Below are 23,948 nucleotides of genomic sequence, written 5' to 3' on the forward strand. Positions count from 1 at the left end.
TCAGCGGTACCAGCGCTCACTGCTGACGATGGCGGCGAGCTGCTCGGAGGTCAGCGGAGGCTCCACGGCCACGATGCCGTCGGACCCCTTCTCGGCACCGGTGTTGAGCGCCATCGAGTAGAAGCGGTAGCCGTCGACACCCCAGTAGGACGCGTCGTTCGAGACCTGGTTGGCCGGCCCCATGCCCTTACCCCACTGGGGAACACGGTTGTCCTTGCGCAGGTAGGAACCGTTCGGCGTCTGCTCGCAGTTCGCTGACTGCGCGCACTCGTCGTCGATCGCGATCGGCTCGTAGCCCTTGTCGAGCCGCCACTGCGGGTTGTACTCGTCGATGTAGATCGAGACCGACGCACCGTCGACGGTGAAGTTGATGCGGTCGGCAGGACTCTGCGGGTCGTCGGTGTCGTGGCGCACGGTCAGGTCGGTGACGGTGACACCGGCCGGCAGCAGTCGGCGTAGGACCGCCTCCATCTGGCCGGTCGGGATCAGCTGCCGCTGGGCCTGCACCTCGGGTGCGGCGGCCACGTGGGGCGACGTGAAGTCGTCGCGCGCAGACGAGGCCGCCGGCGTCGCGTCCTCGAGGAACTGGGGTACGACGAACGCGCCGGCACCGATGACGCCAACGGCGGCCACCGACGCGATCGTCGTACCCACCCGTCGGCGCTGCCTACGGGTCCGGCCGCGGGCGATGCCACCCGCGACAAGCGTTTCGACGTCCGGGGTGAGGTCCCCGGTCGCCCGGTGCAACAGGTCCTGGACGCCAGGTTCGTGGTGATTGGTCATGAGGGTTCCTTCAGGGGATGAGCAGATCGGGGAGTGACGTGCCGAGGACGTCCCGGATGCGGGACAGGGCGCGCATGCTGCGATTGCGCACGGCCCCGGGGCTCACGCCGAGCCGGTCGGCCACCTCGGCGACGGAGACGTCGTCGAGGTAGCGCAGCACCAGCACCGCGCGGTCCATCGGGTCGAGCGCATCGAGCGCGGCGGCGAGCGAGAGCCTCAGGCTCGGGTCACCGTCGGGCGTTCCCTGTTCCGGCAGCTCGCCGACGGGCCGCTCGTGCGAGCTGCGCCGGCGCTGATGGTCGATCCAGGTGTGGACCAGCGCCGTGTGTGCGTAGCCGGCCGGGTTCTCGAGTCGTCGACCGAGCTTCCGGGTCCAGCGCACGTACACCTTGGCGAGGGTGTCCTGGACCAGGTCCTCAGCCCGATGGGCGTCACCGCACAGCAACCAGGCCGTGCGGTAGAGGTGAGGAGTCCGCAGCACCGCGAACTCCTCGAACTCCTGGTCCTTCGACATGTCACTCCTTCGGACAGTTGGCGTCACCCCTCATGACGCATCGACCTGCCCGATCTGTCACAGACCTCTTTTCTACTCCTTTCGGAGTGACTGGTCCTTGCGGAGCGTCGCCATGGTCCGCTCGACCTCCCAGTGCGCGGCCATCGAGGCGATCAGCCCGTCGTCGGTGACCCGGTACGTGGCGATCAGGTCGGTGTCGGCAAGCGTGCCGTCCTCCATGCGGGTGCTGAACGTGCCGATGTTGGCGCAGGCGTTGCCGTTGGCGAACGAGTCGCGGATGGTGAAGCGGAACTCGGCGACCGGCGCGATGGCCAGGTCCCAGAAGGCGGCGATCGCCTCCTTGCCGCGATGGCCCTTGCCCTCAGCGTCGAAGAACGACGGTCCGACGGGGTCCTCGAGCAGCGCGTCGTCGGCGAAGAGCGCGAGCCACTCCTCCTTGGCCTTGCGCGACACGGCGTCGTAGGAGCGCTGCGAGAGGCGGCGGGCGGGGTGGTCGCCGTCGGGCGCCTCCCAGGTGATGGCGTCTGACTCGATCATGTCCAGCATCGTACGCCGCAACTGCAACGTGTTCTAGTTTGTGCCTCGACAAGGTCACATCCGGTCGCAGTCGACGTTCTCCCACCGTTCACCGCGTCGTCGGATCGGGATGCCACGGTCGCACCATGGCACGCAAGAAGAAGATCCTCCTGCACATCGGCCCGAACCCGTCGGAGCTCGCACGGACGCACGACGCGCTCGCCGCCGAGGCGCCGCTCCTCGAGACCGTCGGGTACGCCGTCGCCGGCGCGACCGGAGACCAGTTGGACGCCGCCGCCCACGAGATGCTCCGCAGCCACAAGTCGGCTGGCCTGAAGCGCAAGGACGTCGAGGGCTCCTGGGCTGCCGCCTGCCGGCGCATCGCGAAGGCGAAGGTCGACGCGGTCGTCAGCCAGCCCCGCTTCTGCACCGCGGACGGCGCGCAGATCGCACTCATCGTCGACGCGCTCGCCGGTCTCGACGTACACGTCGTGGCGACGCCCGAGGAGGGCGAGGAGCCCGACGAGCTGGTGGCCCGCTGGTCGAAGCACCTGAAGCCGGGCCGCACGCACGTCGCACCGCTCAGCGCGGACGCGGCGGCCGTCGACCTCGCCGAGGAGCTGGTCGGCATCGCGCTGTGCCTGCAGCAGCGGGACCTCGACGCGAAGATCACCAAGCTCAAGCAGCGTCGAAAGCTGGTGCGCCACCGACTCGCGCTACGCGAAGCCTTCTGAGGACATCAAGGATCCACGGTTCGAAGCACAAGAATGCACGGTTCGCGACGCAAGAATGCACGGTTGGTCAGCACCGCCAGGCATCAGTGCGGCTGCCAGGCGTCCTCGTCGGCCGTCCGGGAGGTGACCGCCTTGGGCAGCTTGCCATCAGCGAGCTGGGCGATCGAGACCTCTTCGAAGACGTCGCGCAGGGAGCGGCGGGCCGCGATCCAGACGTGCTGGAGCACCGACGCCTGCTCGTTGTAGGTGACCGCCTCGGGACGCAGTCCGTAGACCGAGACCAGCGGACCGTCGACGGCCCGGATCACGTCGGCGACGCTGACCTTGCTCGCCTCGCCACTGAGCCGCCAACCACCGGACTGGCCGCGCTGCGACACCACGACCCCGGCCCGACGGAGGTCGGCCAGGATCGCCTGGAGGAAGCCGTGCGGGATGTCCTGTCGTCGTCCGAGCTCTTCGGCGCTCACCGGGGAATTGTCGGTCCGCCCGGCCATCTCGATGAGGGCGCGCAGGGCGTAGTCGGACTTGGCAGAGACTCGCATGTGGCCAGTCTCTCAGATAGTTGAGCGAAGAACTCGACCATCCTCCAGGTGACGTGACGGGTCTCGCCTTGCATCCGGGCGGATCGCAATCCATAATTAAGTTACTGACGAGTAGAAGATCAGCCTCGTCGCTTCCCTTCACATGGAAAAGGTGGGTCAGTGAGCCACTACAAGAGCAACCTCCGCGACATCGAGTTCAACCTCTTCGAGGTCCTCGGCCGAGACGAGATCCTGGGCCAGGGTCCGTTCGCCGATGTCGACTCCGAGACCGCGCGGGCGATCCTCTCCGAAGTCGAGCGCCTCTCCCGCGAGGAGCTCGCCGCGTCGTACGTCGACAGCGACCGGAACCCGCCGGTCTTCGACCCCAAGACCAACACGGCACCGATCCCCGAGTCGTTCAAGAAGAGCTACCAGGCCTGGGCCGACGCCGAGTACTGGCGCCTGAGCATCCCCGCCGAGCTCGGCGGAACCCCCGCCCCGTCGACCCTGAACTGGGCGATCGGCGAGATGGTGCTCGGCGCGAACGCCCCGATCTGGATGTACGGCGCCGGCCCGGCCTTCGCCGGCGTGGTGTTCAACAACGGCAACGAGCGTGACAAGAAGATCGCCCAGCACATCGTCGACCGCCAGTGGATCACCACGATGGTGCTGACCGAGCCGGACGCGGGCTCCGACGTGGGCGCCGGCCGCAGCAAGGCCACGCTGAACGACGACGGCTCGTGGAACATCACCGGCGTCAAGCGCTTCATCACCTCGGCCGAGAACGACATGACCGAGAACATCATGCACCTCGTCCTCGCCCGCCCCGAGGGCGTCGAGGGTGTCGGCGGACCGGGCACCAAGGGCCTCTCGCTCTTCCTCGTCCCGAAGTTCCACTTCGACCACGAGACCGGCGAGCTGACCGGCGAGCGCAACGGCGCCTACGTCACCAACGTCGAGCACAAGATGGGCATCAAGGTGTCCAACACCTGCGAGCTCACCTTCGGCGACCCGCAGGTCGGTGGCGGCGAGGCCGCCCAGGGCTGGCTGCTCGGTGAGGTGCACAACGGCATCGCCCAGATGTTCCAGGTCATCGAGAACGCCCGCATGATGGTCGGCACCAAGGCCATCGCGACGTTGTCGACCGGCTACCTCAACGCGCTCGAGTACGCCAAGGAGCGCGTCCAGGGTGCCGACCTGAGCCAGGCGGCCGACAAGACCGCCCCGCGGGTCACGATCACCCACCACCCCGACGTACGCCGGTCGCTGATGACCCAGAAGGCGTTCGCCGAGGCCATGCGCGCGCTGGTGCTCTACACCGCGTCCTACCAGGACAAGGTGATGATCGCCGAGGCAAACGGTGAGGCCGACTCCAAGGAGGCCAAGCTGGCTGCCGCGGTCAACGACCTGCTGCTCCCGATCGTCAAGGGCTACGGCTCCGAGCGCTCGTGGGTGCTGCTGGGCACCGAGTCGCTGCAGACCTTCGGTGGCTCGGGCTTCCTCCAGGAGTACCCGATCGAGCAGTACGTTCGTGACGCCAAGATCGACACGCTCTACGAGGGCACCACCGCGATCCAGGGCCAGGACTTCTTCTTCCGGAAGATCGTCAAGGACCAGGGCCGCGCGCTGGGCCACCTGGCCGCCGAGATCGAGTCGTTCATCAAGAACGCCGAGGGTGACGCCGACGGCCGTCTCAAGGTCGAGCGCGAGCTGCTCGCCAAGGCCCTCGAGGACGCCAACGCCATGGTCGGCACGATGATCAACGACCTGATGTCGGCCGACGCATCGGCCGAGGGCGGCGACCTGCGCAACATCTACAAGGTCGGCTTGAACACCAGCCGCCTGCTGATGGCGCTGGGCGACGTGGTCTGCGGCTGGCTCCTGCTCAAGGGTGCCGAGGTGGCCCTCGGCAAGCTCGCCGGCGACGTGTCGGAGAAGGACCGCCAGTTCTACACCGGCAAGGTCGCCGCAGCCCAGTTCTTCGCGCAGAACAACCTGCCGAAGCTCTCCGCCGAGCGCGTGCTCTCCGAGAGCGTGGACCTGTCGCTGATGGACCTCGACGAGGCCGCCTTCTGAGGCACTGCTTGACCGCACGAACAGCCTGACCGCACGAGACAGGGCCGCAGCGAATCCGTTCGCTGCGGCCCTGCTCTGCGTCCGGTGGGGCTGCTTCCGCGCAATGGGGGTACGGATACGTACGTCGAGCAAGGGAGCAACTCATGGGTATCGGACTCGGAATCGTCCTGCTGGTGATCGGGTTGGTGTTCGCCCTCGGCGCCATCGACCTGCCGGCCAGCATCGACGACGTGGTGGCCAGCGAGACTCTCGGCTGGATCCTCGTCGCGGTGGGAGTCCTCGCGATCGTGCTGGCCCTGGTGATGAACGCGCAGCGCTCGCGCACCACGCACGTGGTCGACGACCGTCGTCCGCCGCCGCAGGTGTGATCCGCACCGCTCAGCGGCGTACGGCCTTCGACGGCGAGCGCCGTGTCCAGGCTCGCAAGAGATGGGGTCAGGAACCAATGCGGCGAGCGGGTCCCGGGCAACTACCATGGGGGCAACCCGGACCCCCTCAGTGAGGCCCTCGCTTGCTCGCGCTCGTCGCCGCCCATTTCGCACTGGCCGCGCTGTGCCCTGCCCTGGTGCGGCTGCTGGGTCGCCGTACGTTCCTGGTCGTCGCCGTCGTCCCGCTGATCACCTTCGTCTGGGCGCTCTCGCTGACCGCACGGGTCACCGACGGCGAGACGCTGACCCAGGACGTCGAGTGGCTCCCGAGTCTCCACTTCGACATCGCCCTGAACCTGGGCGTCCTGCAGTGGCTGATGACGCTGATCGTCAGTGGCATCGGCGTGCTGGTGCTGGCCTACTGCGCGTGGTACTTCGAGGACGACGACCCGTCCCTGGGCCAGTTCAGCGGCGTCTTCGTCGCCTTCGCCGGTGCGATGCTCGGCCTGGTCCTCTCCGACGACCTCCTGCTCCTCTACGTCTTCTGGGAGCTGACCACGGTCTTCTCCTACCTGCTGATCGGCAACGACCCGGCCAGGCGCGCGAGTCGACTGGCCGCCATGCAGGCCCTGATCGTCACCACCCTCGGCGGACTGGCAATGCTGGTCGGCATCCTGATGCTGGGCCAACTGTCGGGCACCCACCGGGCAAGCGAGCTGGTGTCACACCCCCCGGACGGCACGGTGGCCACGGTGGCGGTCGTCCTCATTCTCGTCGGGGCACTGAGCAAGTCCGCGCTGATCCCGTTCCACTTCTGGCTTCCGGGCGCCATGGCGGCTCCCACGCCGGTCAGCGCCTACCTCCACGCCGCGTCGATGGTGAAGGCCGGCGTCTTCCTGGTCGCGCTGCTGGCCCCCGGGTTCGCCGACGTACCCGGGTGGCGGGCCACGGTGCTCACCCTCGGCGTGCTCACCATGCTGCTGGGCGGATGGCGGGCGCTGCGGCAGTACGACGTCAAGCTGCTGCTCGCCTACGGCACGGTCAGCCAGCTCGGCTTCCTCCTGGTGATCTTCAGTGTCGGCACCCGCAACACCGCGCTGGCCGGCCTCGCCATGCTGCTGGCCCACGCCCTCTTCAAGGCCACCCTGTTCCTCGTGGTCGGCATCATCGACCACAACGCCGGGAGCCGCGACCTGCGTGAGCTCTCCGGGGTCGCCCGGAAGATGCCGGTCGTTTTCGCGGCCGCCACCGTGGCCGCGGCCTCGATGGCCGGGCTGCCGCCCCTGCTCGGCTTCGTCGGCAAGGAGAGCGTCTTCGGCGCGCTGGTCGAGGACACCAACGCGGCCGTGGTCGCCGGGGTCGTCCTCGGATCCGTGCTGACGATGGCCTACAGCCTGCGGTTCATGTGGGGCGCCTTCGGCACCAAGCCCGGGGTCGCGGAGACCTCTGTCGAGCCAGTCGCTGCCGGTTTCGCGGCGTCCCCGGTGATCCTGGCGGCGCTCACCCTGGCCCTCGGTTTCCTCGGGCCGGGCCTGACGCACGCCTTCGAGCCCCACCTCGACCAGTTCCCCGAGACGCACCACCACGCAGAGCTCGCCCTCTGGCACGGGCTCGAGCTCCCCCTGCTCCTCTCCGCCGTCGCCGTGGGCGTCGGGCTCCTCCTGTTCTGGAAGCGCCGACTCTTCGCCCAGCTGCAGGCACTCACTGCCTCGACCTGGAGTGCCGAACGGGTCTACCGCGCCGGCATGAGGGCCGTGGACCGCAGTGCGGTCGAGGTCACCGGTCTGACCCAGCGCGGCTCCGTGGCGGCGTACCTCGCGTTCATCCTGCTCGTCGTCCTGGCACTCCCCGGGGCGGTGATGGTGATCAACCTGACCGACGACCTCGACGTCGTGCTGTGGGACTCCCCGGCCCAGGGCGTGGTCGGTGCCCTGGTCGTGGTCGCGGCGATCTTCACCGCCCGCTCGCGGCGCCGGCTCCGCGCGGTGATCCTGGTCGGCACCACCGGCTACGGCACCGCCATGCTCTTCCTGCTCCACGGCGCCCCCGACCTGGCCCTGACCCAGATCCTCGTCGAGACCACCAGTCTCGTCGTCTTCGTGCTGGTGCTGCGCCGTCTTCCCGAGTACTTCACCGACCGGCCGTTGAGCGGACGGCGCTGGCTCCGGATGCTGCTCGGCCTGGCCGTGGGGCTGGCCGTGGCCGGCTTCATGCTGCTGGCCACCAACGCCCGCAGCGGCGACCCGGTCTCGGTCGACTACCCCGAGCCCGCCCTGGCGTACGGCGGCGGCCACAACATCGTGAGCGTGATCCTGCTCGACATCCGGGCCTGGGACACCATGGGCGAGATCTCGGTGCTGGTCGCAGCCGCGACCGGCGTGGCGAGCCTGATCTTCCTCGACACGCGCCTCTCGGGCATCCGCCGGGTGCGCGAGATCCCCTATCCCGAGACGGTGGAGAAGCTGCCCACGTCACCTGGTCGCCGCGTGTGGCTGCCCGGGCCCCGCACGCTGAGCCCGGACCGTCGCTCGATCATCTTCGAGGTGGTCACCCGACTGATGTTCCACACGATGGTGGTGCTCTCGATCTACCTGCTCTTCGCCGGCCACAACCACGTCGGCGGCGGCTTCGCGGCCGGCATGGTCACCGGGCTGGCGCTGATGGTGCGCTACCTCGCCGGGGGCCGCTACGAGCTGGACGAAGCCGCACCCGTCGACGCGGGCATCCTGATGGGGACCGGCCTGTTCGTCGCGACCGCCGCGGCGCTGGCCCCGATCGCCTTCGGTGGGGTCGTCCTCCAGAGCGCCCAGATCGACTTCCACCTCGGCCCGCTCGGCGACCCGCACCTGGTCACGTCGGTCTTCTTCGACCTCGGCGTCTACCTGGTCGTCGTCGGCCTGATCCTCGACCTGCTGCGCACGTTCGGCTCCCGGCTCGACCGCCAGATCCTCAGCGAGGAGCGCGCGGCAGAGAGCGCGGCCGCCGGAGGTGTCCGCCTGTGAACGCGAACCTGACCCTGATCCTGACCGCATCGTTCCTCTGCGGCACAGGCGTCTACCTCATCCTGGAGCGCAGCCTGACCCGGGTCCTGGTCGGCCTGCTGATGCTCGGCAACGGCGTGAACCTGCTCTTCATGGTCGCCTCCGGCCCCGCCGGCGAGCCGCCCATCATCGGCTCCGCGCACGCCGAGGACATGAGTGACCCACTCCCGCAGGCCCTCGTCCTCACTGCGATCGTGATCGCGCTCGGCACCACCGCGTTCCTGCTCGCGATGGCTCACCGCAGCTGGCAGCTCAACGGCCACGACGACGTGCAGGACGACGTCGAGGATGCCGCGATCCGGTTGCTCGCCCAGGCCGACGAGGCCTCCGACAGCCACGACCTCTCCCAGGAGCTCACCACGGACGACCCCGGTGAGGACACGTTCGAGGAAGAGGGAGCAACCACATGAGCGTCGACACGACCACCCTCATCCCGCTGCCCGTCGTACTCCCCCTGCTCGGGGCCGGCCTCACCTTGATGCTCTCCCACCGGCCCCAGGCGCAGCGGTTGGTGACCATCTCGATCCTCACGAGCGTCGTCGCGATCGCCTCGATCCTCGTCGTGGAGGCCGACCGCAACGGCCCGCAGGTGCTGTGGATCGGCGGCTGGGCCTCCCCGCTCGGGATCGCGCTGGTCGCCGACCGGCTGTCGGCACTGATGCTGCTGGTCTCCGCGGTCGTCACCCTGCTGGTCCTGCTCTACTCCCTCGGCCAGCGGATGACCGACGACCAGAAGGAGGCGCCGGTCTCGATCTACCACCCGACGTTCCTGGTGCTGGTCGCCGGAGTCTCCAACGCGTTCCTCGCCGGTGACCTGTTCAACCTGTTCGTGTCCTTCGAGATGCTGCTCTTCGCGAGCTACGTGCTGCTGACCCTGGGCGGCACCGAGGCGCGCATCCGGGCCGGCACGATCTACGTCGTGGTGAACATGCTCTCCTCGAGCCTGTTCCTGATCGCGCTCGCCGCGGTCTACGCCGCGACCGGCAGCCTCAACTTCGCCCAGCTGGCCGTGCGCCTGGACGAGGTTCCCGACGGCACCAGGCTGATGCTGCAGCTGCTGCTGCTCACCACCTTCGCGATCAAGGCGGCCATCTTCCCGCTGTCGTTCTGGCTCCCCGACAGCTACCCGACCGCCCCGGCACCGGTCACCGCGGTGTTCGCCGGATTGCTGACCAAGGTCGGCGTCTACGCGATCCTGCGCGTCCAGGTGCTGCTCTTCCCCGACTCGCCGCTCTCCGGGCTGCTGATGTGGGCCGCGCTGCTGACCATGGTCATCGGCATCCTCGGCGCCGTCGCCCAGTCCGACATCAAGCGCATGCTCTCCTTCACCCTGGTCAGTCACATCGGCTACATGGTCTTCGGGATCGGGCTCGCGACCCAGGCCGGCACCTCCGGGGCGATCTTCTACGTCGCCCACCACATCACCATCCAGACCGCGCTCTTCCTCGTCGTGGGCCTGATCGAGCACCGAGCCGGGAGCACCGGCCTGATGCGGATGGGCGGCCTGGCCCGGTTGTCACCGCTGCTGGCGGTCCTCTTCTTCGTCCCGGCGATGAACCTGGCCGGGATCCCGCCGATGTCGGGATTCATCGGCAAGGTCGGCCTGCTGCAGGCGGGCCTGGCCGTCGGGACTCCGCTCTCCTACGCCCTGGTCGCGGCGGGTGTGGTGACCAGCCTGTTGACCTTGTACGCCGTCGCGAAGACGTGGGGCCTGGCCTTCTGGCGCACGCCCGAGCAGGCGCACGAGATGATGCGCGCCCTGCCCGGTCTCGAGGACGACCTCGACGACAGCCACCACCAGCACGGCTTCGTGATCCACCGCCAGCACGTGCACGTCGGTGGCACCGCGTTCGGCACCCAGGAGCTCGCCGAGGCCCGCCGGGTGGTCGACGAGGACCAGCCCGACCGTGACCTGCACCAGCGACTCGAGGACGGCTCGCTGCCGGCGCGTCTGCCGCTGGGCATGGTGCTGCCGACCGCGGCGCTGATCGCGTTCAGCCTGGCCCTGACAGTCGTCGCCGGACCGCTCTACGGCTACACCGACCGTGCCGCGCACGACCTGCAGGAGCGTACGCCGTACATCTCGTCGGTGCTGGGGGACGACAGATGAGCCCGACCCGCATGCCCCGCCACCGCACCCTGCAGGTGCCGGTACTGCTGTGGCTGACCCTGGTCTGGCTGATGCTGTGGCGCGACTTCAGCCTCGGGAATGCGGCATTCGGCTTCGTCGTCGCGCTCGCGGTCTGCCTCTTCTTCCCACTGCCCCCGTTGCGGATGCACCTGCGGGTGCGACCGCTCCCCCTGGCATGGCTGGTGCTCCGCTTCCTCTGGGACGTCGTCGTCTCCAGCCTGCTCGTGGCCAGGGCGACCCTCGGCCCGACGAAGAACCTGCGCAACGCCGTCGTCGAGGTGAACCTGAAGACGCCCTCCGACTTCGTGCTGACGGTGGTGGCCGAGATGATCTGCCTGATCCCGGGAAGCCTCGCGGTCGAGGCCCGGCGCTCGACCCACACGCTCTTCTTCCACGCCTTCGACGTCCGCGACGAGGCGGGAGTCGAGGTCTTCCGGCAGCGGGTCCTCGCCCAGGAACGCCGTGTGGTCAAGGCGTTCGGGACCCGCATCGACCACCTCGAGGAGGCACCCGCATGACCGTCGTCCTCTACATCTGCGCCGGCATGCTCGGCCTGGCCTCCCTCCTGCTGCTGGCCCGCATGACGATGGGCCCGACGATGCTCGACCGGACCGTCGCCCTCGACGTGCTCACCGCGGTCGGCATCTGCGCCCTCGCGCTGGAGGCAGCCCTGAACCGCAACACCACGACACTGCCGATCCTGTTGGTGCTGACCCTGTTGGGCTTCGTCGGATCGGTGAGCATCGCCAGGTTCAGCCGTGGCAGTGACGACATCGATGCGGAGGATCCCTGATGAGCTGGACCACCGTCGCCGACGTCATCGCCGCCGCCTGCATGCTGAGCGGCGCGACGCTCGCGCTGATCGCGGCCATCGGTGTGCTCCGCCTGCCCGATCTCCTGAGCCGGATGCACGCCGCCACCAAGCCGCAGGTGCTCGGGCTGCTGCTGGTGCTCACCGGCCTCGGCTTCCGGCTCCGTGACCCCGAGGCGATCGGGATCCTCGTGCTGGTCGCGCTCTTCCAGCTGGTCACCTCACCGGTGGCCAACCACATGGTCGGTCGGGCCTCGTTCCGTGCCGGACAGGTCGAGGTCGACCGTCTGATCGTCGACGAGCTCAGCGACTGCCTGCCCCATATGGACGAGCCCCGCGGCGCCCCCTGATCTGTCGCCAACCGCGTCCTCTTGACGTCCGAACCGTGGGTTCTTGCGGTCTCGGGGATCAAGAATCCACGGCTCGCGCATCAACGATGCGGTGTTCGCGCATCAAGAATGCGGTGTTCGCGCATCAAGAATGCGGTGTTCGCGCATCAAGAATCCACGGCTCGCGCGCCAAGGGGGAGCACCAGGTCGGCCTCGCCGTCGGGCGTGATCCGGACCGGCACACCCCAGTCCTGCTGGTGCATGTGGCAGGCCGCACCCTCGCCACCGTCGGCGTCGCAGGACGCGGCACGCGCGGCCACGTGCAGGACCCCCTCACCCACCATGGGGTCGAGCTCGAGGGTGCGCACGAGATCGGTGGTGCGTCCGTCGCCGCCACGGATCAGGGACGGCGGCGTCGCGGTCACGATCAGCTGACTGGACGGGCCGAACCGGTCGTCGACCTTCTGCCCGGGCGGCGGCGTGAACGGGACGCGCAGCTCGACCGTCGCGCCGATCTCGGTGACCGGCCGCTGGGTGCGGGCCTCGAAGCCCGTGTCGGCGCCGGTCGACTCCAGTGACACCTCGACGACGCGGTGCGCGGCCGACTCGACGACGTACGCCGTGTCTCCGTCGACCAGCAGGCCCGACGGCTCGCCGAGCCCGGTGGCGATCGTGGTCAACTGACCCGTGGCCGGGTCGAAACGGCGCAGCGCGCCGTTGTAGGTGTCGCAGACGCCGATCGTGCCGTCGGGGAGTACGGCGACGCCCAGTGGGTGCTGGAGTCGTGCGTCGTCGCGCCCGCCGTCCTTGAAGCCGAAGTCGAAGAGGCCGTGGCCGATGGCGGTGTGCACCTCCCCCGCGTCGACGTACCGCAGTGACGAGGTCTCGGCGTCCGCGAGCCAGAGTCGCTCGCCGTCGGCCGCCAGTCCGCTGGTCTGCGCGAACCAGGCATCCTCGAGTGGTCCGTCGAGCAGGCCTTCGTTCGTCGTACCTGCGGCGACCGCGACGTCACCGGTGCGCGGGTCGAAGGTCCAGAGCTGGTGGATGCCGGCCATCGCCACCCAGACGTTGCCCTGCCACCAGGCGACGTCCCACGGGCTGGAGAGCCGCTCGACGCCGTCGCCCTGCATGGCCTGGGTGCCGTCGCCGGCCAGCGTGCGGACCTCGCCGGTGGCAAGGGTGAGGCCGGCCAGCCGGTGGTTCACGGTGTCGGCGACCACCACGTCGTAGCCGACCTCGGCGGCCACGTCGTCGGGCAGGAGGCACAGCCCGTTGGGCTCGCGGAAGCCGTCGAAGCGGCGTACGACCACCTCGCCGTCGAGCTCGACGACCTGGTGGTGGCCCGCGTCCGCGACGAGGAGGTGGCCGTCGGGCAGCGCGATCGCCCTGGCCGGGAAGCGGAGGTCGGTCTGCTCCGGCTCCGGCGGGACGTACGGCGAGTCGCCCGGCTGCAACGTGCCCTTCCCACCGTGCGTCTCGACGAGCTCACGGACCATCGCGGAGATCGCATGCGCATGGCCCTCGCCGGCGTAGTGCGCGACGACGTAGCCCTCGGGGTCGATGAGCACGAGCGTCGGCCAGGCCCGGGCGGTGTAGGCCTGCCAGGTGACCAGCTCGGGGTCGTCGAGCACCGGGTGCGCCACGGCGTACCGCTCGACCGCGGCCGCGAGAGCGTCGGGATCTGCCTCGTGTGCGAACTTCGGCGAGTGCACCCCGATGATCACCAGCTCGTCGGCGAACTCCTCCTCGACCTCGCGCAGCTCGTCGAGGACGTGCAGGCAGTTGATGCAGCAGAAGGTCCAGAAGTCGAGCAGGACGATGCGGCCGCGCAGGTCGCGCAGGGTCAGCGGTCCATCGGTGTTCAACCAGCCGCGGCCCCGGAGCTCGGGGGCGCGGACGCACGGACGGCTTCCCATGCCGCCCATTGTGACAAGCGGCTCAGAGGCCGGACGCCGTCGGGTGCCGCCGATAGGCTCGGCCCCATGACTGACGAGCAGCGACTTGCCGGATACGTCGAGGCCTGGTGGCAGGCGATCGGCGACTTCACCACCCTGTTGGAGGAACTCGACGAGGTCGACTGGAAGCAGGCGACCGACCTGCCCGGCTGGAACGTCCAGGACGTCGCCGCGCACACCGCCCACCTCGAGGCGATCCTGGCCGGTGCCCCCGAGGAGACCATCGACATCGGCGAGCCCGAGCACGTCACCGGGCTGATGGGGCTCTACACCGAACAGGGCGTCGTGGCCCGGCGCGACCGCACGCCCGACGCGCTGATCGACGAGATCCGCCAGTCCACGACGAAACGCCGCACCGAGCTGCTCGCGGACCCGCCGACCGACGGCAAGGCCAAGCCGTCACTGGTCTTCGGCGGCGTCCCGTGGGACTGGAACACCCTGTTGCGCAACCGGCCACTAGACGTGTGGATGCACGAGCAGGACGTCCGCCGGGCCACCGGTCGCCCCGGCGACATGGACACCTCACCAGCGCGTCACACCACCGACTACATGCTCGAGGCGCTGCCGATCATCGTCGGCAAGCGGGTGGCCCCGGCGACCGGCACGACGGTCGTGATCGACGTGGCCGGCAGCGAGGAGAAGGCCGTGTCCGTCGGTGACGACGGCCGGGCCTCCGTGGTCGACGTGCCGTGGAACCCGACGTCCCGGATCACCATGGGCCGCGAGGCGTTCATCGTGATGGCCGGCGGCCGTCGCACTCCCGAGGGCATCGAGCTGCACGGCGACGCCGCCCTCGGCCAGGCCGTGGTCGACGCGTTCCGGACCACACCGTGAGCTGGGACCTGTCGCAGATGCCCGACCAGGCAGGCCGCACGATCCTGGTCACCGGTGTCACCAGTGGGCTCGGCACCCACACCGCCCGCGAGCTCGCCCGACGCGGCGCCCGCGTGGTCCTGGCCGCCCGGTCCGCCGACAAGCTGGCTGCCACGCGTGCCGCGCTGCTCGAGGAACTGCCCGAGGCCGCGTTCGAGGAGCTGGTCGTCGACCTCTCGTCACTGGAGTCCCTACGCCGGGCCGCCGCCGAGGCCGAGCGGTTCGGTGCACTCGACGTGCTCGTGCACAACGCCGGCGTGATGGCCACGCCCGAGCGCCGTACCGTCGACGGCCTCGACCTGCAGATGGGCACCAACCACTTCGGCCCGTTCCTGATGACCGGCCTGCTGCTGCCCCAGCTGATCGCCTCGGGCGACGGTCGCGTGGTCAGCGTGGCCTCCAACGCGCACCACCTGACCAAGGTGGCGCCGTTGTGGGACCCTCGCGAGCCGCAGGTCAGGTACAGGCGCTGGGTGGTCTACTCGCAGTCAAAGCTGGCGAACCTGCTCTTCACCTACGAGTTCGACCGTCGTGCCCGGGCAGCCGGCATCCCGGTGCGAGGCCTGGCCGCGCACCCCGGGTACGCCGCGACCCACCTGTTGTCCTACGGCCAGACGCTGAAGGGATCCGGCGGGTTGACCAGCATCCTGGACGCCGCGATGAAGGCCGGCGCCCAGTCCGCGGAGATGGGTGCCCTGCCCACGCTGATGGCGACCACCGACGACCTTCCCGGCGGCACCTACTGCGGACCCGGCGGCCTGCGCCAGATGCGTGGCCTGCCGCGGGTCGTCGGCTCCAACCGGCTCTCCCGCGACGAGGAGAACCAGCGCCGACTCTGGGAGATCTCGGAGAAGACCGTGGGCCTCACCTACCCCTTCTAGATAGTGCGGCCCAATTGGGGTCAATGCCCCGCCTACTCGGTCCGATCGGACCTAGTGTGCGGCCTACTCGGTCCGATCGGGCCGGAGCGCCGAGTGCTCGCCAAGGTGCCCGATGCCTCGGGCCGCCTCGCGCTCCGGGGCGGCCCTCGGTGGTCGCGGCCGTCGCGAACAGGCGCCGAGAGACGCAGTTTGGCTCTGACGGAGCCGTGTACGGGTCCAAACTGCATCTCTCGCGGTGGGCGCCGCCGGAGGTGCGTCGCCCCGGAGGCTCGTCCCGAATTCAGCAGCCTCCTAGACGTGGCGGCGGGACTGCACGATCCGGAAGCGCGAGGCGACGTACGCCCCATCCGTGTAGGACGCGTTCGCGGCCGGGTTGGCGCCGGTGCCGTGGAAGTCGGAGAACGCGGCCGACTGGTTGACGAAGACACCGCCGAGCAGGTTCTCGCTCAGCGCCACTCCGGCATCCAGTGCAGCGTCGCGCATCGACGCGATGACGCCATCGTCGGTCGAGTAGACCGCCGCGGTCATCGCGCCGTGACGCTGCACCGTGTCGCGGAACAGGTCGATCGACTGGGCGGTGTCGGCGGTCGAGATCAGGTAGGCGACCGGCCCGAAGCACTCGCTCTCGTAGACGTCGGAGTCGTTGGCGCTCAACCCGACCAGCGTGGGCGTGCGCACCGTCGCGTCGGCGTACGCCGGGTGGGTGACCTCGCGGGACGCGACCAGCACGTCACCACGCTCACCGGAGCCCGCGCCGGCCAGGCGCTCGAGCACGCCGGGGTTGACCACGCCACCGAGCAGCTCGACCGCGCGCGCATCGTCGCCGAGCAGCTTGCCCAGGGCAGCCTCGATGCCGGCGGACACCTCGGCCGGACTCTTGGTGCCCTCGTCGGTCGCGATGCCGGCCGAGGGCAGGTAGATGTTCTGCGGGGCGGTGCACATCTGGCCGGAGTAGAGGGCGAACGAGAACGCCAGGTTCGCGCACATCGCGCCGAAGCTCGACGTCGAGTCGACCACGATCGTGTTGACGCCGGCCTTCTCGGTGAAGACCGTGGCCTGGCGGGCGTTGAGCTCGAGCCAGTCGCCGAACGCGTTGCCGCCGGTGAAGTCGATGAGCCTCACCGCGTGGTGCAGGGCGAGGTTGGAGGCGAGCTTGTCGGCCGGGTCCTCGGCGGCGAGGGTGACGAGATTGGCGTCGAAGCCGGCCTCGGCGAGCACCTCCCGGCAGACCTGCACGGTGATCGCCAGCGGCAGCACGGCCTGCGGGTGCGGCTTGACCACGACCGGGTTGCCCGTGACCAGCGACGCGAAGAGCCCGGGCCAGGAATTCCACGTCGGGAAGGTGTTGCAGCCGATCACCAGGGCCACGCCGCGGGGCACGACGGTGAAGGTCTTCTCCATGCGCAGCGGCTCGCCGCGACCAGGCTTCTCCCACAGCGCCGTCGCCGGGGTGCGGGTCATCTCGGCGTGCGCGTAGGCGATCGCCTCGAGGGCACGGTCGAGGGCATGTGCGCCACCGGCCTGGAAGGCCATCACGAACGCCTGGCCGCTGGTGTGCTGCACCGCGTTGGCCAGCTCGAAGACGCGCGCGTGCAGCCGGTCGAGGATCTCGAGGCAGACACCGGTGCGGGCGTCGGGGCCGGCGTCGCGCCAGGCCTTCATGCCGGCCGCAGCCGACGCGAGCAGTGCCTCGACGTCGTGGGCGCGCGGGTAGCTCACGCCCAGGTCGAAGCCGTACGGCGACCGCTCGGTCGCCACCGTTCCCTCCGCACCGGGTGTGGTCAGCGGGAAGTCCGTGCCGAGCCACGCGTCGAAGGCGGCCTTGCCCTCGGCGGCGGCGTTCTCGCCGTAGACCTTGGGCGAGGGCGACTCGTTGAACGCGGAGTAGTAGCCCCGGCTCACGCATGCCGCCTTGGCCTGGTCGAGGCGCTCGGAGTGGCGGGCGAAGAACTCAGTCTGTGACACCATCCCGCCACTGTGGCACACGAGTGTAAGACCGCCAACTCAGGCACTGGTGGCCAGTAGCCTGCCGCCCATGCCCCTCCTGCGTCCGATCAGTCCCGGCGACCACGCGTTCGTCCTGGACCTCAACCACCGCAACGTCGAGGTGCTCTCGCCGATGGACCAGACCCGCCTCGACACGCTTCTCGGCTGGGCCGACCGCGCCGACATCATCGAGCACGACGGAGAACCCGCCGGCTTCGTGATGACCTTCGCCCCGCGGTCGTCGTACGACTCGGAGAACTACCTGTGGTTCACCGGGCACTACGACACGTTCTACTACCTCGATCGGATCGTGCTCGACCAGCGCTTCCGCCGCCTCGGCCTGGGCAGGCGGGTCTACGAGGAGCTCGAGCGCGTCGCGGCGGCGTACGACCGGATGGTGCTGGAGGTCAACATCGACCCGCCGAACCGACCCTCCCTCGACTTCCACCGGCGTCGCGGCTACGACGAGGTGCACCGCCTGGGCAGGGCGCACGTGGTGGCGCTGATGGCGCTCGAGCTGGCCGCCCGGCCCCAACCACGGAGCGGAAAGTAGCGGCGCGGGAACCCGATGATGGGGCAGACTCGTCCCATCACTCCCGCCGCACTCCGCGGTTGAAGCCCGGTCATTGCGGGTAGAGGGGCGCCGTCGCGTTGGGCGGCGCTGATGAAGGGGATCTTCGTGAAGACCAAGTGGATTGCGGTCACCGCGGTCGTGGCGGCTGCCGTGGTGGCACTGGTGGCGGTGCTCGCCCTGGGCCTCATCGGAGGCGAGGGGGACAGCGAGGCGTCGGCCGGCAAGGCCGCCAGCCCCTCCGGCGGATCGACCACGGACGACACCGACGACCCGGACCCGGGCTCCGACACCGACCCCGAGGACCCTGCGTTCAAGGCGGCCGAGAGCAGGACCGTCGAGGACAGCCTCTACCCCAACGTCGGCGACCCGATCGTCGACTCGCTCCACTACGGCCTCGACCTGACCTGGGACCCCGAGGGCAAGAAGCTGACCGGCAAGGCCGAGGTCGCGTTCCGGGCGACGGCCACCCAGCAGGAGTTCCAGCTCGACTTCGGTGAGGGGCTCGAGGTCACCGCAGCCACGCTCGACGGCACGGATGTCGATGTCTCCCACCCGGGCAAGGACCTGGTCGTCAAGGCCCCGGTGACGAAGGGCCAGAAGTACCTCCTCGTCGTCGAGTACGACGGCACGCCGGTTCCTGCCGACGCACCGACGACGCGCAGCGACTTCTCCACGACCGGCTTCACCATCACCGACGACGGCGACGTGTGGACGATGCAGGAGCCGTACGGCGCCTACACGTGGTACCCGGTCAACGACCAGCCCGCCGACAAGGCGTTCTACGACTTCACCATCACCACCCCCGCCCCGCGCATGGGCATCGCCAACGGCACGCTGACCTCCCAGAAGGAGGTCGACGGCAACACCGTGAGCACGTGGCACCTCGACAGCGCCGCGTCGTCCTACCTCGTGACCCTGGCGATCGGGGAGTACCAGAAGACCGAGGACAAGTCGGCCAGCGGAGTGCCGCTGACCTACTGGACCGAGGTCGGCGACGACCGCGCACTGAAGGCGATGCGCTACACCCGCGAGGCCGTCGACTTCCTCGAGAAGAAGCTCGGGCCGTTCCCGTTCACCTCGCTCGGCTCGGTGGTCGTCGACTCCGAGAGTGCGATGGAGACCCAGCAGATGATCACCTACGGCAACAGCGACTACACGCTCTCGCCCGAAGTGGTCGTCCACGAGATCGCGCACCAGTGGTACGGCGACATCACCTCGCCCAGCGACTGGAAGGACGTGTGGATCAACGAGGGCATGGCGATGTACATCCAGGGCGTCTTCGAGGCCGAGCAGACCGGCCGCACCATCGACGAGGTGATGGACGACTGGGCGACGTACGAGACGCAGTACCGCGCCACCGCCGGCCCGCCCGGCAACTACGACCCGCGCACGTTCGGTGAGAGCAACATCTACTACGGCCCCGCCCTGATGTGGGACGAGCTGCGCAAGAAGGTCGGCGACGACCGGTTCTGGGCGATGGTCCGCAAGTGGCCGACCGTCCACGAGCAGGGCAACCCCACCCGCGAGCAGTACCTCGACTGGGTCGAGCAGGAGACCGGCGAGGAGCTCACCGACTTCTTCGACGCCTGGCTGATGGGCACGAAGACCCCGAAGCGCAGCTGATCCACGCTGCTGACAGCGACTGCGCTGACAGCGAACGGCGGCCGGTCTCCCTTGTGGGAGGCGGGCCGTTTCGCTTTCGTGGGGGCATGAAGATCCTGGTGCTGGGTGGCACGGTGTTCCTCTCGAAGGCGGTCGCGGCCGCGGCGGTGGCGCGGGGCCACGAGGTGACGTGCGCCTGTCGGGGCACGTCGGGCCGGGTGCCCGACGGTGCCCGCCACGTCGTGCTCGACCGCGACTCGCCCGACTGGTCAGCCCTGGAGACCACCGAGTTGTTCGACGCAGTCGTCGACGTGGCCCGCCACCCGTCCCGGGTGAGGGACGCGGTGGCGACTTTCCCCAGTGCCCATTGGGTTTTCGTGTCCACGATCAACGTCTACTCCGACGACTCCATCCCCGGCGGCACGCCCGACACCCTGCCCTTGCACGAGCCGATCACCACCGACGAGGATCCGATGTCCGGGCCCGAGGTCTACGGCGCGATGAAGGTCGCCTGCGAGCAGGCGGTCCGCGACGGCGCGGCCTCGTCGACCGTGATCCGGCCGGGCCTGATCGTGGGCCCGGGCGACCCCAGCGGCCGGTTCTCCTACTGGCCGCCGCGGGTGGCCGAGGCCGGTGAGGTGCTGGCACCCGGATCCCCCGACGACCCGGTGCAGGTGATCGACGTGCGCGACCTGGCGGAGTGGATCGTCACCTGTGCCGAGCAGCGCACCACCGGCATCTACGACGGCACCGGACACATCACCACGCGCAGCGCGTTCCTCGACGAGGTGGCCCGCGGCGTCGGCGCCCAGCCGTCGTGGACGTGGGTCGGCCAGGAGTTCCTCGCCGAGCAGGACGTCGACCCGTGGTCCGGCGACCGCGCGCTGCCGGTCTGGCTCCCGCTTCCGGAGTACGCCGGCCTGATGTCCCACGACGTGGCCGCGTCGTACGCCGCCGGACTGCTGACCCGACCGTTGGCCGACACCGCGCGCGACACGCTGGCCTGGCTGCGCGCCACCCCCGACGCGACGACGACAGGTCTCGGTCGCGAAGACGAGTCCGCGGTGCTGCACACCTGGCATAACCTCGGCGAGTGACCTCGACGCGTCTCTCCGCACACCAGTTGATCGACCTCGTCCTCGACGACCGGTCGTGGGCCTCGTGGGACACACCGCCGGCACGCCGCGACGTCGGCGAGAAGTACGCCGCACAGCTCGCGGCCGCTGCTGGGAAGGCCGGCACCGACGAGTCCGTGATCACCGGCGAGGGACGGATCCGCGACCGCCGGGTGGCCGTGCTCGCCGGCGAGTTCGGCTTCCTGGCCGGGTCCATCGGGCGCGACGCCGCGGACCGGCTCGTGGCCGGCATCGAGCGCGCCACCGCCGAGGGACTGCCGTTGCTGGCCGCCCCGATCAGCGGCGGGACCCGCATGCAGGAGGGCACCCCGGCGTTCGTGCAGATGGTGCGGATCAGCGCGGCCGTCGCCGCCCACAAGAACGCCGGCCTCCCCTACCTCGTCTACCTGCGCAACCCCACCACCGGCGGAGTGATGGCCTCGTGGGGTTCGCTGGGCCACGTGACCGTGGCCGAGCCCGGTGCACTCACCGGCTTCCTCGGGCCGCGGGTCTACGAGGCGCTCTACAGCCGGCCGTTCCCCGAGGGCGTGCAGACCGCGGAGAACCTCCACGCCCACGGCATCATCGACGCCGTCCTGCCGCCCGAGGCCCTGGCCGACATCGTCGACCGGGCGCTCAACATCCTGCTCGCCCCGCGCCACGGCATCGCCGCCGTGCCCGACCCGGTCGACGACCCGATCCCCGACGTCGACACGTGGGACGCCGTACGACGCTCGCGCAACCCGGAGCGCCCCGGCGTACGACGCCTGCTGAAGTACGCAGCCACGGACGTCGTGCCGCTCAACGGCACCGGCCAGGGCGAGGCCGACCCCGGGCTCCTGATCGCGCTGGCCCGGTTCGGCGAGGCACCGTGCGTCTTCCTCGGCCAGGACCGTCGCGGGCAGACCACCGACCACCCGATGGGACCGGGCGCGCTGCGCGAGGCACGCCGCGGCATGCACCTCGCCGTCGACCTGGGACTGCCGCTGGTGACCGTGATCGACACCCAGGGTGCGGCCTTGTCCAAGGAGGCCGAGGAGGGCGGGCTGGCCGGAGAGATCGCTCGTTGCCTGGCCGACCTGGTCACGCTCGAGGCACCGACGCTGTGCCTGATGCTCGGCGAGGGCAACGGCGGTGGCGCCCTGGCCTTCCTGCCGGCCGACCGGGTGATCGCGGCCCAGCACGCCTGGCTCTCGCCGCTCCCGCCCGAGGGAGCCAGCGCCATCGTGCATCGCGACCTCGACCACGCTGCCGAGATGGCACGCAGCCAGCAGGTGCACGTGATCGGCCTGCACCAACGCGGCATCGTCGACCGCATCGTGGCCGAGAAGCCGGACGCCGCGGAGGAGCCGGAGGAGTTCTGCCACCGGGTCGGCGGCGTGCTCGAGTTCGAGCTGGCCCGGCTGCTCGACTCCGGGCCGGGGTCACCGGCCGAGCGCACCGCCCGCTATCTCTGAGCCTCGATCACCGGCTACCGGGCGTCCCGGATACTGGGGCCATGAGTGAACCGGCAACCTCCGCGCCCCGAGTCGACCTGCTCCGTGGGCTCATCGAGGGAACCACCGACCCTGCCGAGGCCGAGCAGAGCCTGCGCGAGATCCAGGCCGAGCTGGCCGCCTTCCGGCTCGAGTACTCCTGCGGCATGGAGGAGGTCGCGACCAAGATCAACATCCTGCGCCAGGAGTTCGAGCAGACCCAGGACTTCGGGCCGATCGAGCACGTGAAGACCCGGCTGAAGTCGATGGACAGCCTGGTCGACAAGATGCGGCGCATCGACTGCCCGCCCGACCTGGTCACAGTGCGCGAGCGGATCCGCGACATCGCCGGCATCCGGGTCACCTGCGCGTTCGTCGAGGACACCTACCGCGTCGCCGAGATGCTGACCCGCCAGCCGGACCTGACCGTGCTGGAGACGAAGGACTACATCGCCACCCCGAAGGCCAACGGCTACCAGAGCCTGCACCTGATCGTGGAGGTGCCGGTCTTCCTCTCCGACCGCTCGATCAACGTGCCGGTGGAGCTGCAAATCCGCACGATCGCGATGGACTTCTGGGCCAGCGTCGAGCACCGCATCTACTACAAGTACGACGGCGCCGTGCCCGACGACCTGCAGCAGGCGCTGCTGACGGTGGCCAGCACGGCGTCCGACCTCGACGGCCAGATGGGCCGGTTGCGCGACGAGATCCAGTCGCTGGCCACGTCGGAGTGACGCTCAGACCGACCGCACGGCGTCCCTGAACTCGACGACGTCGGCGAACCTGTCGGCCGGGTCCTTGGCCAGCGCGCGGGCCAGGATCGCGTTGAGCCTCGCGACCACCGGCTGGTCGCCGGTCAGCTCCGGCACGGGAGCGGAGATGTGCGCGCTCATCAACTGGTAGTCGCCGGTGCTCCAGGCGTACGGCGCCTCGCCGACGAGCACCGCCCACAGCAGGCAGCCGAGGGCATAGACGTCGCTGGCCGTGCTGGCCTCGACACCGTGGTGCAGCTCCGGTGCCATGTACGACGCCGTACCGAGCATCCCGGACGCCTTGGTCAGGTCGGAGTCGGCCGTCCGGGCGATGCCGAAGTCGGCGAGGTAGGCCCGCACCTGGCCGTCGCGACGGCTGAGCAGCACGTTGGCCGGCTTGATGTCGCGGTGCACCAGGCCGGCCGCATGCGCGTCGACGACACCGGAGGCGACCTGCGCGACGAGGTCGAGGGCCGTGGCCAGGGGCGGGGTCCCGTTCGCGCGGAGTGCGGCGGCAAGGTCACCGTCGGGGATCAGCTGGGTGGCGGTCCACAACAGTCCGTCGTGCTCGCCGTGGTCGTGCACCTGGACGACGTACGGCGAGCGCAGTGCCGCCTGGGCCCTGGCCTCACGGGAGAAGCGCGCCCGCATCACCGGGTCGTCGGCATGGCGCCGCGACATCACCTTGAGCGCCACCGGGCGGTCCAGGGAGAGCTGGGTGGCCTCGTAGACCACGCCCATGCCCCCGTGTCCGAGGGTGCCTTCGATGCGGAAGTCGCCGAGCACCGAGCCCGGCCCGAGGGCAGAGGTGTCGAGGGCGGCGGCGGCCGGCCGTGAGGCGGAGGCACGGGTTGCGGACATGACTCCACCCTCGTGAAATCGGGCACGCGCCACATCCGTACGCGTACTCA

23 protein-coding genes are annotated in these 23,948 nt (G+C 69.8%); 16 read left to right on the forward strand and 7 right to left on the reverse strand.

Features of this window, described 5'->3' with window-relative positions; genetic code table 11:
• The 3 genes from ASH02_RS21760 to ASH02_RS21770 all read right to left on the reverse strand — a co-directional run bounded on the left by ASH02_RS21760 (nt 1) and on the right by ASH02_RS21770 (nt 1,834).
• Nucleotides 1–783 (reverse strand): hypothetical protein, encoded by a 783-nt coding sequence (locus ASH02_RS21760; RefSeq protein WP_056891558.1) that lies wholly within the window; start codon nt 781–783, stop codon nt 1–3.
• Between the two features lie 10 nt (nt 784–793).
• Nucleotides 794–1,297 (reverse strand): SigE family RNA polymerase sigma factor, encoded by a 504-nt coding sequence (locus tag ASH02_RS21765; protein WP_056683310.1) that lies wholly within the window; start codon nt 1,295–1,297, stop codon nt 794–796.
• 72 nt (nt 1,298–1,369) lie between these two features.
• Nucleotides 1,370–1,834 (reverse strand): nuclear transport factor 2 family protein, encoded by a 465-nt coding sequence (locus ASH02_RS21770; protein ID WP_056891729.1) that lies wholly within the window; start codon nt 1,832–1,834, stop codon nt 1,370–1,372.
• Between the two features lie 125 nt (nt 1,835–1,959).
• On the opposite strand from ASH02_RS21770, the gene ASH02_RS21775 reads away from it, so the two are divergent.
• Nucleotides 1,960–2,547, forward strand: a complete 588-nt coding sequence (locus ASH02_RS21775; protein WP_056891559.1) for a hypothetical protein — start codon at nt 1,960–1,962, stop codon at nt 2,545–2,547.
• Between the two features lie 83 nt (nt 2,548–2,630).
• Here the strand turns inward: ASH02_RS21775 and ASH02_RS21780 are convergent, their stop codons facing one another.
• Nucleotides 2,631–3,089 carry an RrF2 family transcriptional regulator gene (locus ASH02_RS21780; RefSeq protein WP_056683318.1) on the reverse strand — a complete coding sequence of 153 codons (459 nt, stop codon included), beginning with the start codon at nt 3,087–3,089 and terminating at the stop codon, nt 2,631–2,633.
• 159 nt (nt 3,090–3,248) lie between these two features.
• Between ASH02_RS21780 and ASH02_RS21785 the strand changes: the two genes are divergently transcribed.
• The 8 genes from ASH02_RS21785 (at nt 3,249) to mnhG (ending at nt 11,845) form a co-directional block, all read left to right on the forward strand.
• Nucleotides 3,249–5,144 carry an acyl-CoA dehydrogenase gene (locus ASH02_RS21785; protein ID WP_056891560.1) on the forward strand — a complete coding sequence of 632 codons (1,896 nt, stop codon included), beginning with the start codon at nt 3,249–3,251 and terminating at the stop codon, nt 5,142–5,144.
• Between the two features lie 143 nt (nt 5,145–5,287).
• On the forward strand, nt 5,288–5,512 hold the full coding sequence (locus ASH02_RS21790) for a DUF6458 family protein (protein WP_082563868.1): 225 nt from the start codon (nt 5,288–5,290) through the stop codon (nt 5,510–5,512).
• 143 nt (nt 5,513–5,655) lie between these two features.
• Nucleotides 5,656–8,514 (forward strand): Na+/H+ antiporter subunit A, encoded by a 2,859-nt coding sequence (locus tag ASH02_RS21795; protein ID WP_056891561.1) that lies wholly within the window; start codon nt 5,656–5,658, stop codon nt 8,512–8,514.
• A complete protein-coding gene (locus ASH02_RS21800; RefSeq protein ID WP_056683325.1) occupies nt 8,511–8,963 on the forward strand; it encodes a Na(+)/H(+) antiporter subunit C in 453 nt (150 codons plus the stop codon). The genes ASH02_RS21795 and ASH02_RS21800 overlap by 4 nt, the downstream gene beginning before the upstream one ends.
• Nucleotides 8,960–10,663 (forward strand): Na+/H+ antiporter subunit D, encoded by a 1,704-nt coding sequence (locus ASH02_RS21805; RefSeq protein WP_056683328.1) that lies wholly within the window; start codon nt 8,960–8,962, stop codon nt 10,661–10,663. The genes ASH02_RS21800 and ASH02_RS21805 overlap by 4 nt, the downstream gene beginning before the upstream one ends.
• Entirely contained in the window at nt 10,660–11,202 is a 543-nt protein-coding gene (locus ASH02_RS21810; protein ID WP_082563869.1) for a Na+/H+ antiporter subunit E, read from the forward strand. The genes ASH02_RS21805 and ASH02_RS21810 overlap by 4 nt, the downstream gene beginning before the upstream one ends.
• Nucleotides 11,199–11,477 carry a monovalent cation/H+ antiporter complex subunit F gene (locus ASH02_RS21815; RefSeq protein WP_056683331.1) on the forward strand — a complete coding sequence of 93 codons (279 nt, stop codon included), beginning with the start codon at nt 11,199–11,201 and terminating at the stop codon, nt 11,475–11,477. Before ASH02_RS21810 ends, ASH02_RS21815 begins: the two co-directional genes overlap by 4 nt.
• The gene (mnhG, locus tag ASH02_RS21820; RefSeq protein ID WP_056683334.1) at nt 11,477–11,845 is read left to right on the forward strand and encodes a monovalent cation/H(+) antiporter subunit G; all 369 of its coding nucleotides are present in this window, start codon (nt 11,477–11,479) and stop codon (nt 11,843–11,845) included. Before ASH02_RS21815 ends, mnhG begins: the two co-directional genes overlap by 1 nt.
• Before the next feature lie 146 nt (nt 11,846–11,991).
• Here the strand turns inward: mnhG and ASH02_RS21825 are convergent, their stop codons facing one another.
• Nucleotides 11,992–13,740: an NHL domain-containing thioredoxin family protein gene (locus ASH02_RS21825; RefSeq protein WP_082620988.1), complete on the reverse strand. Its 1,749-nt coding sequence runs from the start codon at nt 13,738–13,740 to the stop codon at nt 11,992–11,994.
• A 66-nt stretch (nt 13,741–13,806) separates the two neighbouring features.
• On the opposite strand from ASH02_RS21825, the gene ASH02_RS21830 reads away from it, so the two are divergent.
• Together ASH02_RS21830 and ASH02_RS21835 are read left to right on the forward strand one after the other, a co-directional pair.
• Nucleotides 13,807–14,613: a maleylpyruvate isomerase N-terminal domain-containing protein gene (locus ASH02_RS21830; RefSeq protein WP_056891563.1), complete on the forward strand. Its 807-nt coding sequence runs from the start codon at nt 13,807–13,809 to the stop codon at nt 14,611–14,613.
• The gene (locus tag ASH02_RS21835; protein ID WP_082620976.1) at nt 14,610–15,533 is read left to right on the forward strand and encodes an oxidoreductase; all 924 of its coding nucleotides are present in this window, start codon (nt 14,610–14,612) and stop codon (nt 15,531–15,533) included. Before ASH02_RS21830 ends, ASH02_RS21835 begins: the two co-directional genes overlap by 4 nt.
• 291 nt (nt 15,534–15,824) lie before the next feature.
• Here the strand turns inward: ASH02_RS21835 and paaN are convergent, their stop codons facing one another.
• Nucleotides 15,825–17,501 (reverse strand): phenylacetic acid degradation protein PaaN, encoded by a 1,677-nt coding sequence (gene paaN / locus ASH02_RS21840; RefSeq protein WP_057295435.1) that lies wholly within the window; start codon nt 17,499–17,501, stop codon nt 15,825–15,827.
• Between the two features lie 67 nt (nt 17,502–17,568).
• Here paaN and ASH02_RS21845 point away from each other — a divergent pair, with 67 nt between their 5' ends.
• The 5 genes from ASH02_RS21845 (at nt 17,569) to ASH02_RS21865 (ending at nt 23,019) form a co-directional block, all read left to right on the forward strand.
• On the forward strand, nt 17,569–18,072 hold the full coding sequence (locus ASH02_RS21845) for a GNAT family N-acetyltransferase (protein ID WP_057295436.1): 504 nt from the start codon (nt 17,569–17,571) through the stop codon (nt 18,070–18,072).
• A 126-nt stretch (nt 18,073–18,198) separates the two neighbouring features.
• Complete coding sequence (locus ASH02_RS21850; RefSeq protein ID WP_156409830.1) at nt 18,199–19,716, forward strand: M1 family metallopeptidase; 1,518 nt, start codon at nt 18,199–18,201, stop codon at nt 19,714–19,716.
• Nucleotides 19,717–19,802: 86 nt separating this feature from the next.
• Complete coding sequence (locus tag ASH02_RS21855; RefSeq protein WP_057295438.1) at nt 19,803–20,792, forward strand: NAD-dependent epimerase/dehydratase family protein; 990 nt, start codon at nt 19,803–19,805, stop codon at nt 20,790–20,792.
• A complete protein-coding gene (locus ASH02_RS21860) occupies nt 20,789–22,267 on the forward strand; it encodes a carboxyl transferase domain-containing protein (protein WP_057295439.1) in 1,479 nt (492 codons plus the stop codon). The genes ASH02_RS21855 and ASH02_RS21860 overlap by 4 nt, the downstream gene beginning before the upstream one ends.
• Nucleotides 22,268–22,308: 41 nt before the next feature.
• Complete coding sequence (locus ASH02_RS21865) at nt 22,309–23,019, forward strand: GTP pyrophosphokinase (RefSeq protein ID WP_082563870.1); 711 nt, start codon at nt 22,309–22,311, stop codon at nt 23,017–23,019.
• A 3-nt stretch (nt 23,020–23,022) separates the two neighbouring features.
• Here ASH02_RS21865 and ASH02_RS21870 read toward each other — a convergent pair whose 3' ends face one another.
• Nucleotides 23,023–23,898 (reverse strand): serine/threonine-protein kinase, encoded by an 876-nt coding sequence (locus ASH02_RS21870; RefSeq protein ID WP_056683356.1) that lies wholly within the window; start codon nt 23,896–23,898, stop codon nt 23,023–23,025.
• Nucleotides 23,899–23,948: the final 50 nt, after the last annotated feature.

Source organism: Nocardioides sp. Soil796 (assembly GCF_001429525.1).
GTDB lineage: Bacteria > Actinomycetota > Actinomycetes > Propionibacteriales > Nocardioidaceae > Nocardioides.

Bases quoted from the DNA above. Each gene is read 5' to 3' on its own strand.
- ASH02_RS21760 (WP_056891558.1), bottom strand. From the start codon at position 783: ATGACCAATCACCACGAACCTGGCGTCCAGGACCTGTTGCACCGGGCG.
- ASH02_RS21765 (WP_056683310.1), bottom strand. From the start codon at position 1,297: ATGTCGAAGGACCAGGAGTTCGAGGAGTTCGCGGTGCTGCGGACTCCT.
- ASH02_RS21770 (WP_056891729.1), bottom strand. From the start codon at position 1,834: ATGATCGAGTCAGACGCCATCACCTGGGAGGCGCCCGACGGCGACCAC.
- ASH02_RS21775 (WP_056891559.1), top strand. From the start codon at position 1,960: ATGGCACGCAAGAAGAAGATCCTCCTGCACATCGGCCCGAACCCGTCG.
- ASH02_RS21780 (WP_056683318.1), bottom strand. From the start codon at position 3,089: ATGCGAGTCTCTGCCAAGTCCGACTACGCCCTGCGCGCCCTCATCGAG.
- ASH02_RS21790 (WP_082563868.1), top strand. From the start codon at position 5,288: ATGGGTATCGGACTCGGAATCGTCCTGCTGGTGATCGGGTTGGTGTTC.
- ASH02_RS21805 (WP_056683328.1), top strand. From the start codon at position 8,960: ATGAGCGTCGACACGACCACCCTCATCCCGCTGCCCGTCGTACTCCCC.
- ASH02_RS21810 (WP_082563869.1), top strand. From the start codon at position 10,660: ATGAGCCCGACCCGCATGCCCCGCCACCGCACCCTGCAGGTGCCGGTA.
- ASH02_RS21815 (WP_056683331.1), top strand. From the start codon at position 11,199: ATGACCGTCGTCCTCTACATCTGCGCCGGCATGCTCGGCCTGGCCTCC.
- mnhG (WP_056683334.1), top strand. From the start codon at position 11,477: ATGAGCTGGACCACCGTCGCCGACGTCATCGCCGCCGCCTGCATGCTG.
- ASH02_RS21825 (WP_082620988.1), bottom strand. From the start codon at position 13,740: ATGGGAAGCCGTCCGTGCGTCCGCGCCCCCGAGCTCCGGGGCCGCGGC.
- ASH02_RS21830 (WP_056891563.1), top strand. From the start codon at position 13,807: ATGACTGACGAGCAGCGACTTGCCGGATACGTCGAGGCCTGGTGGCAG.
- paaN (WP_057295435.1), bottom strand. From the start codon at position 17,501: ATGGTGTCACAGACTGAGTTCTTCGCCCGCCACTCCGAGCGCCTCGAC.
- ASH02_RS21845 (WP_057295436.1), top strand. From the start codon at position 17,569: ATGCCCCTCCTGCGTCCGATCAGTCCCGGCGACCACGCGTTCGTCCTG.
- ASH02_RS21855 (WP_057295438.1), top strand. From the start codon at position 19,803: ATGAAGATCCTGGTGCTGGGTGGCACGGTGTTCCTCTCGAAGGCGGTC.
- ASH02_RS21865 (WP_082563870.1), top strand. From the start codon at position 22,309: ATGAGTGAACCGGCAACCTCCGCGCCCCGAGTCGACCTGCTCCGTGGG.
- ASH02_RS21870 (WP_056683356.1), bottom strand. From the start codon at position 23,898: ATGTCCGCAACCCGTGCCTCCGCCTCACGGCCGGCCGCCGCCGCCCTC.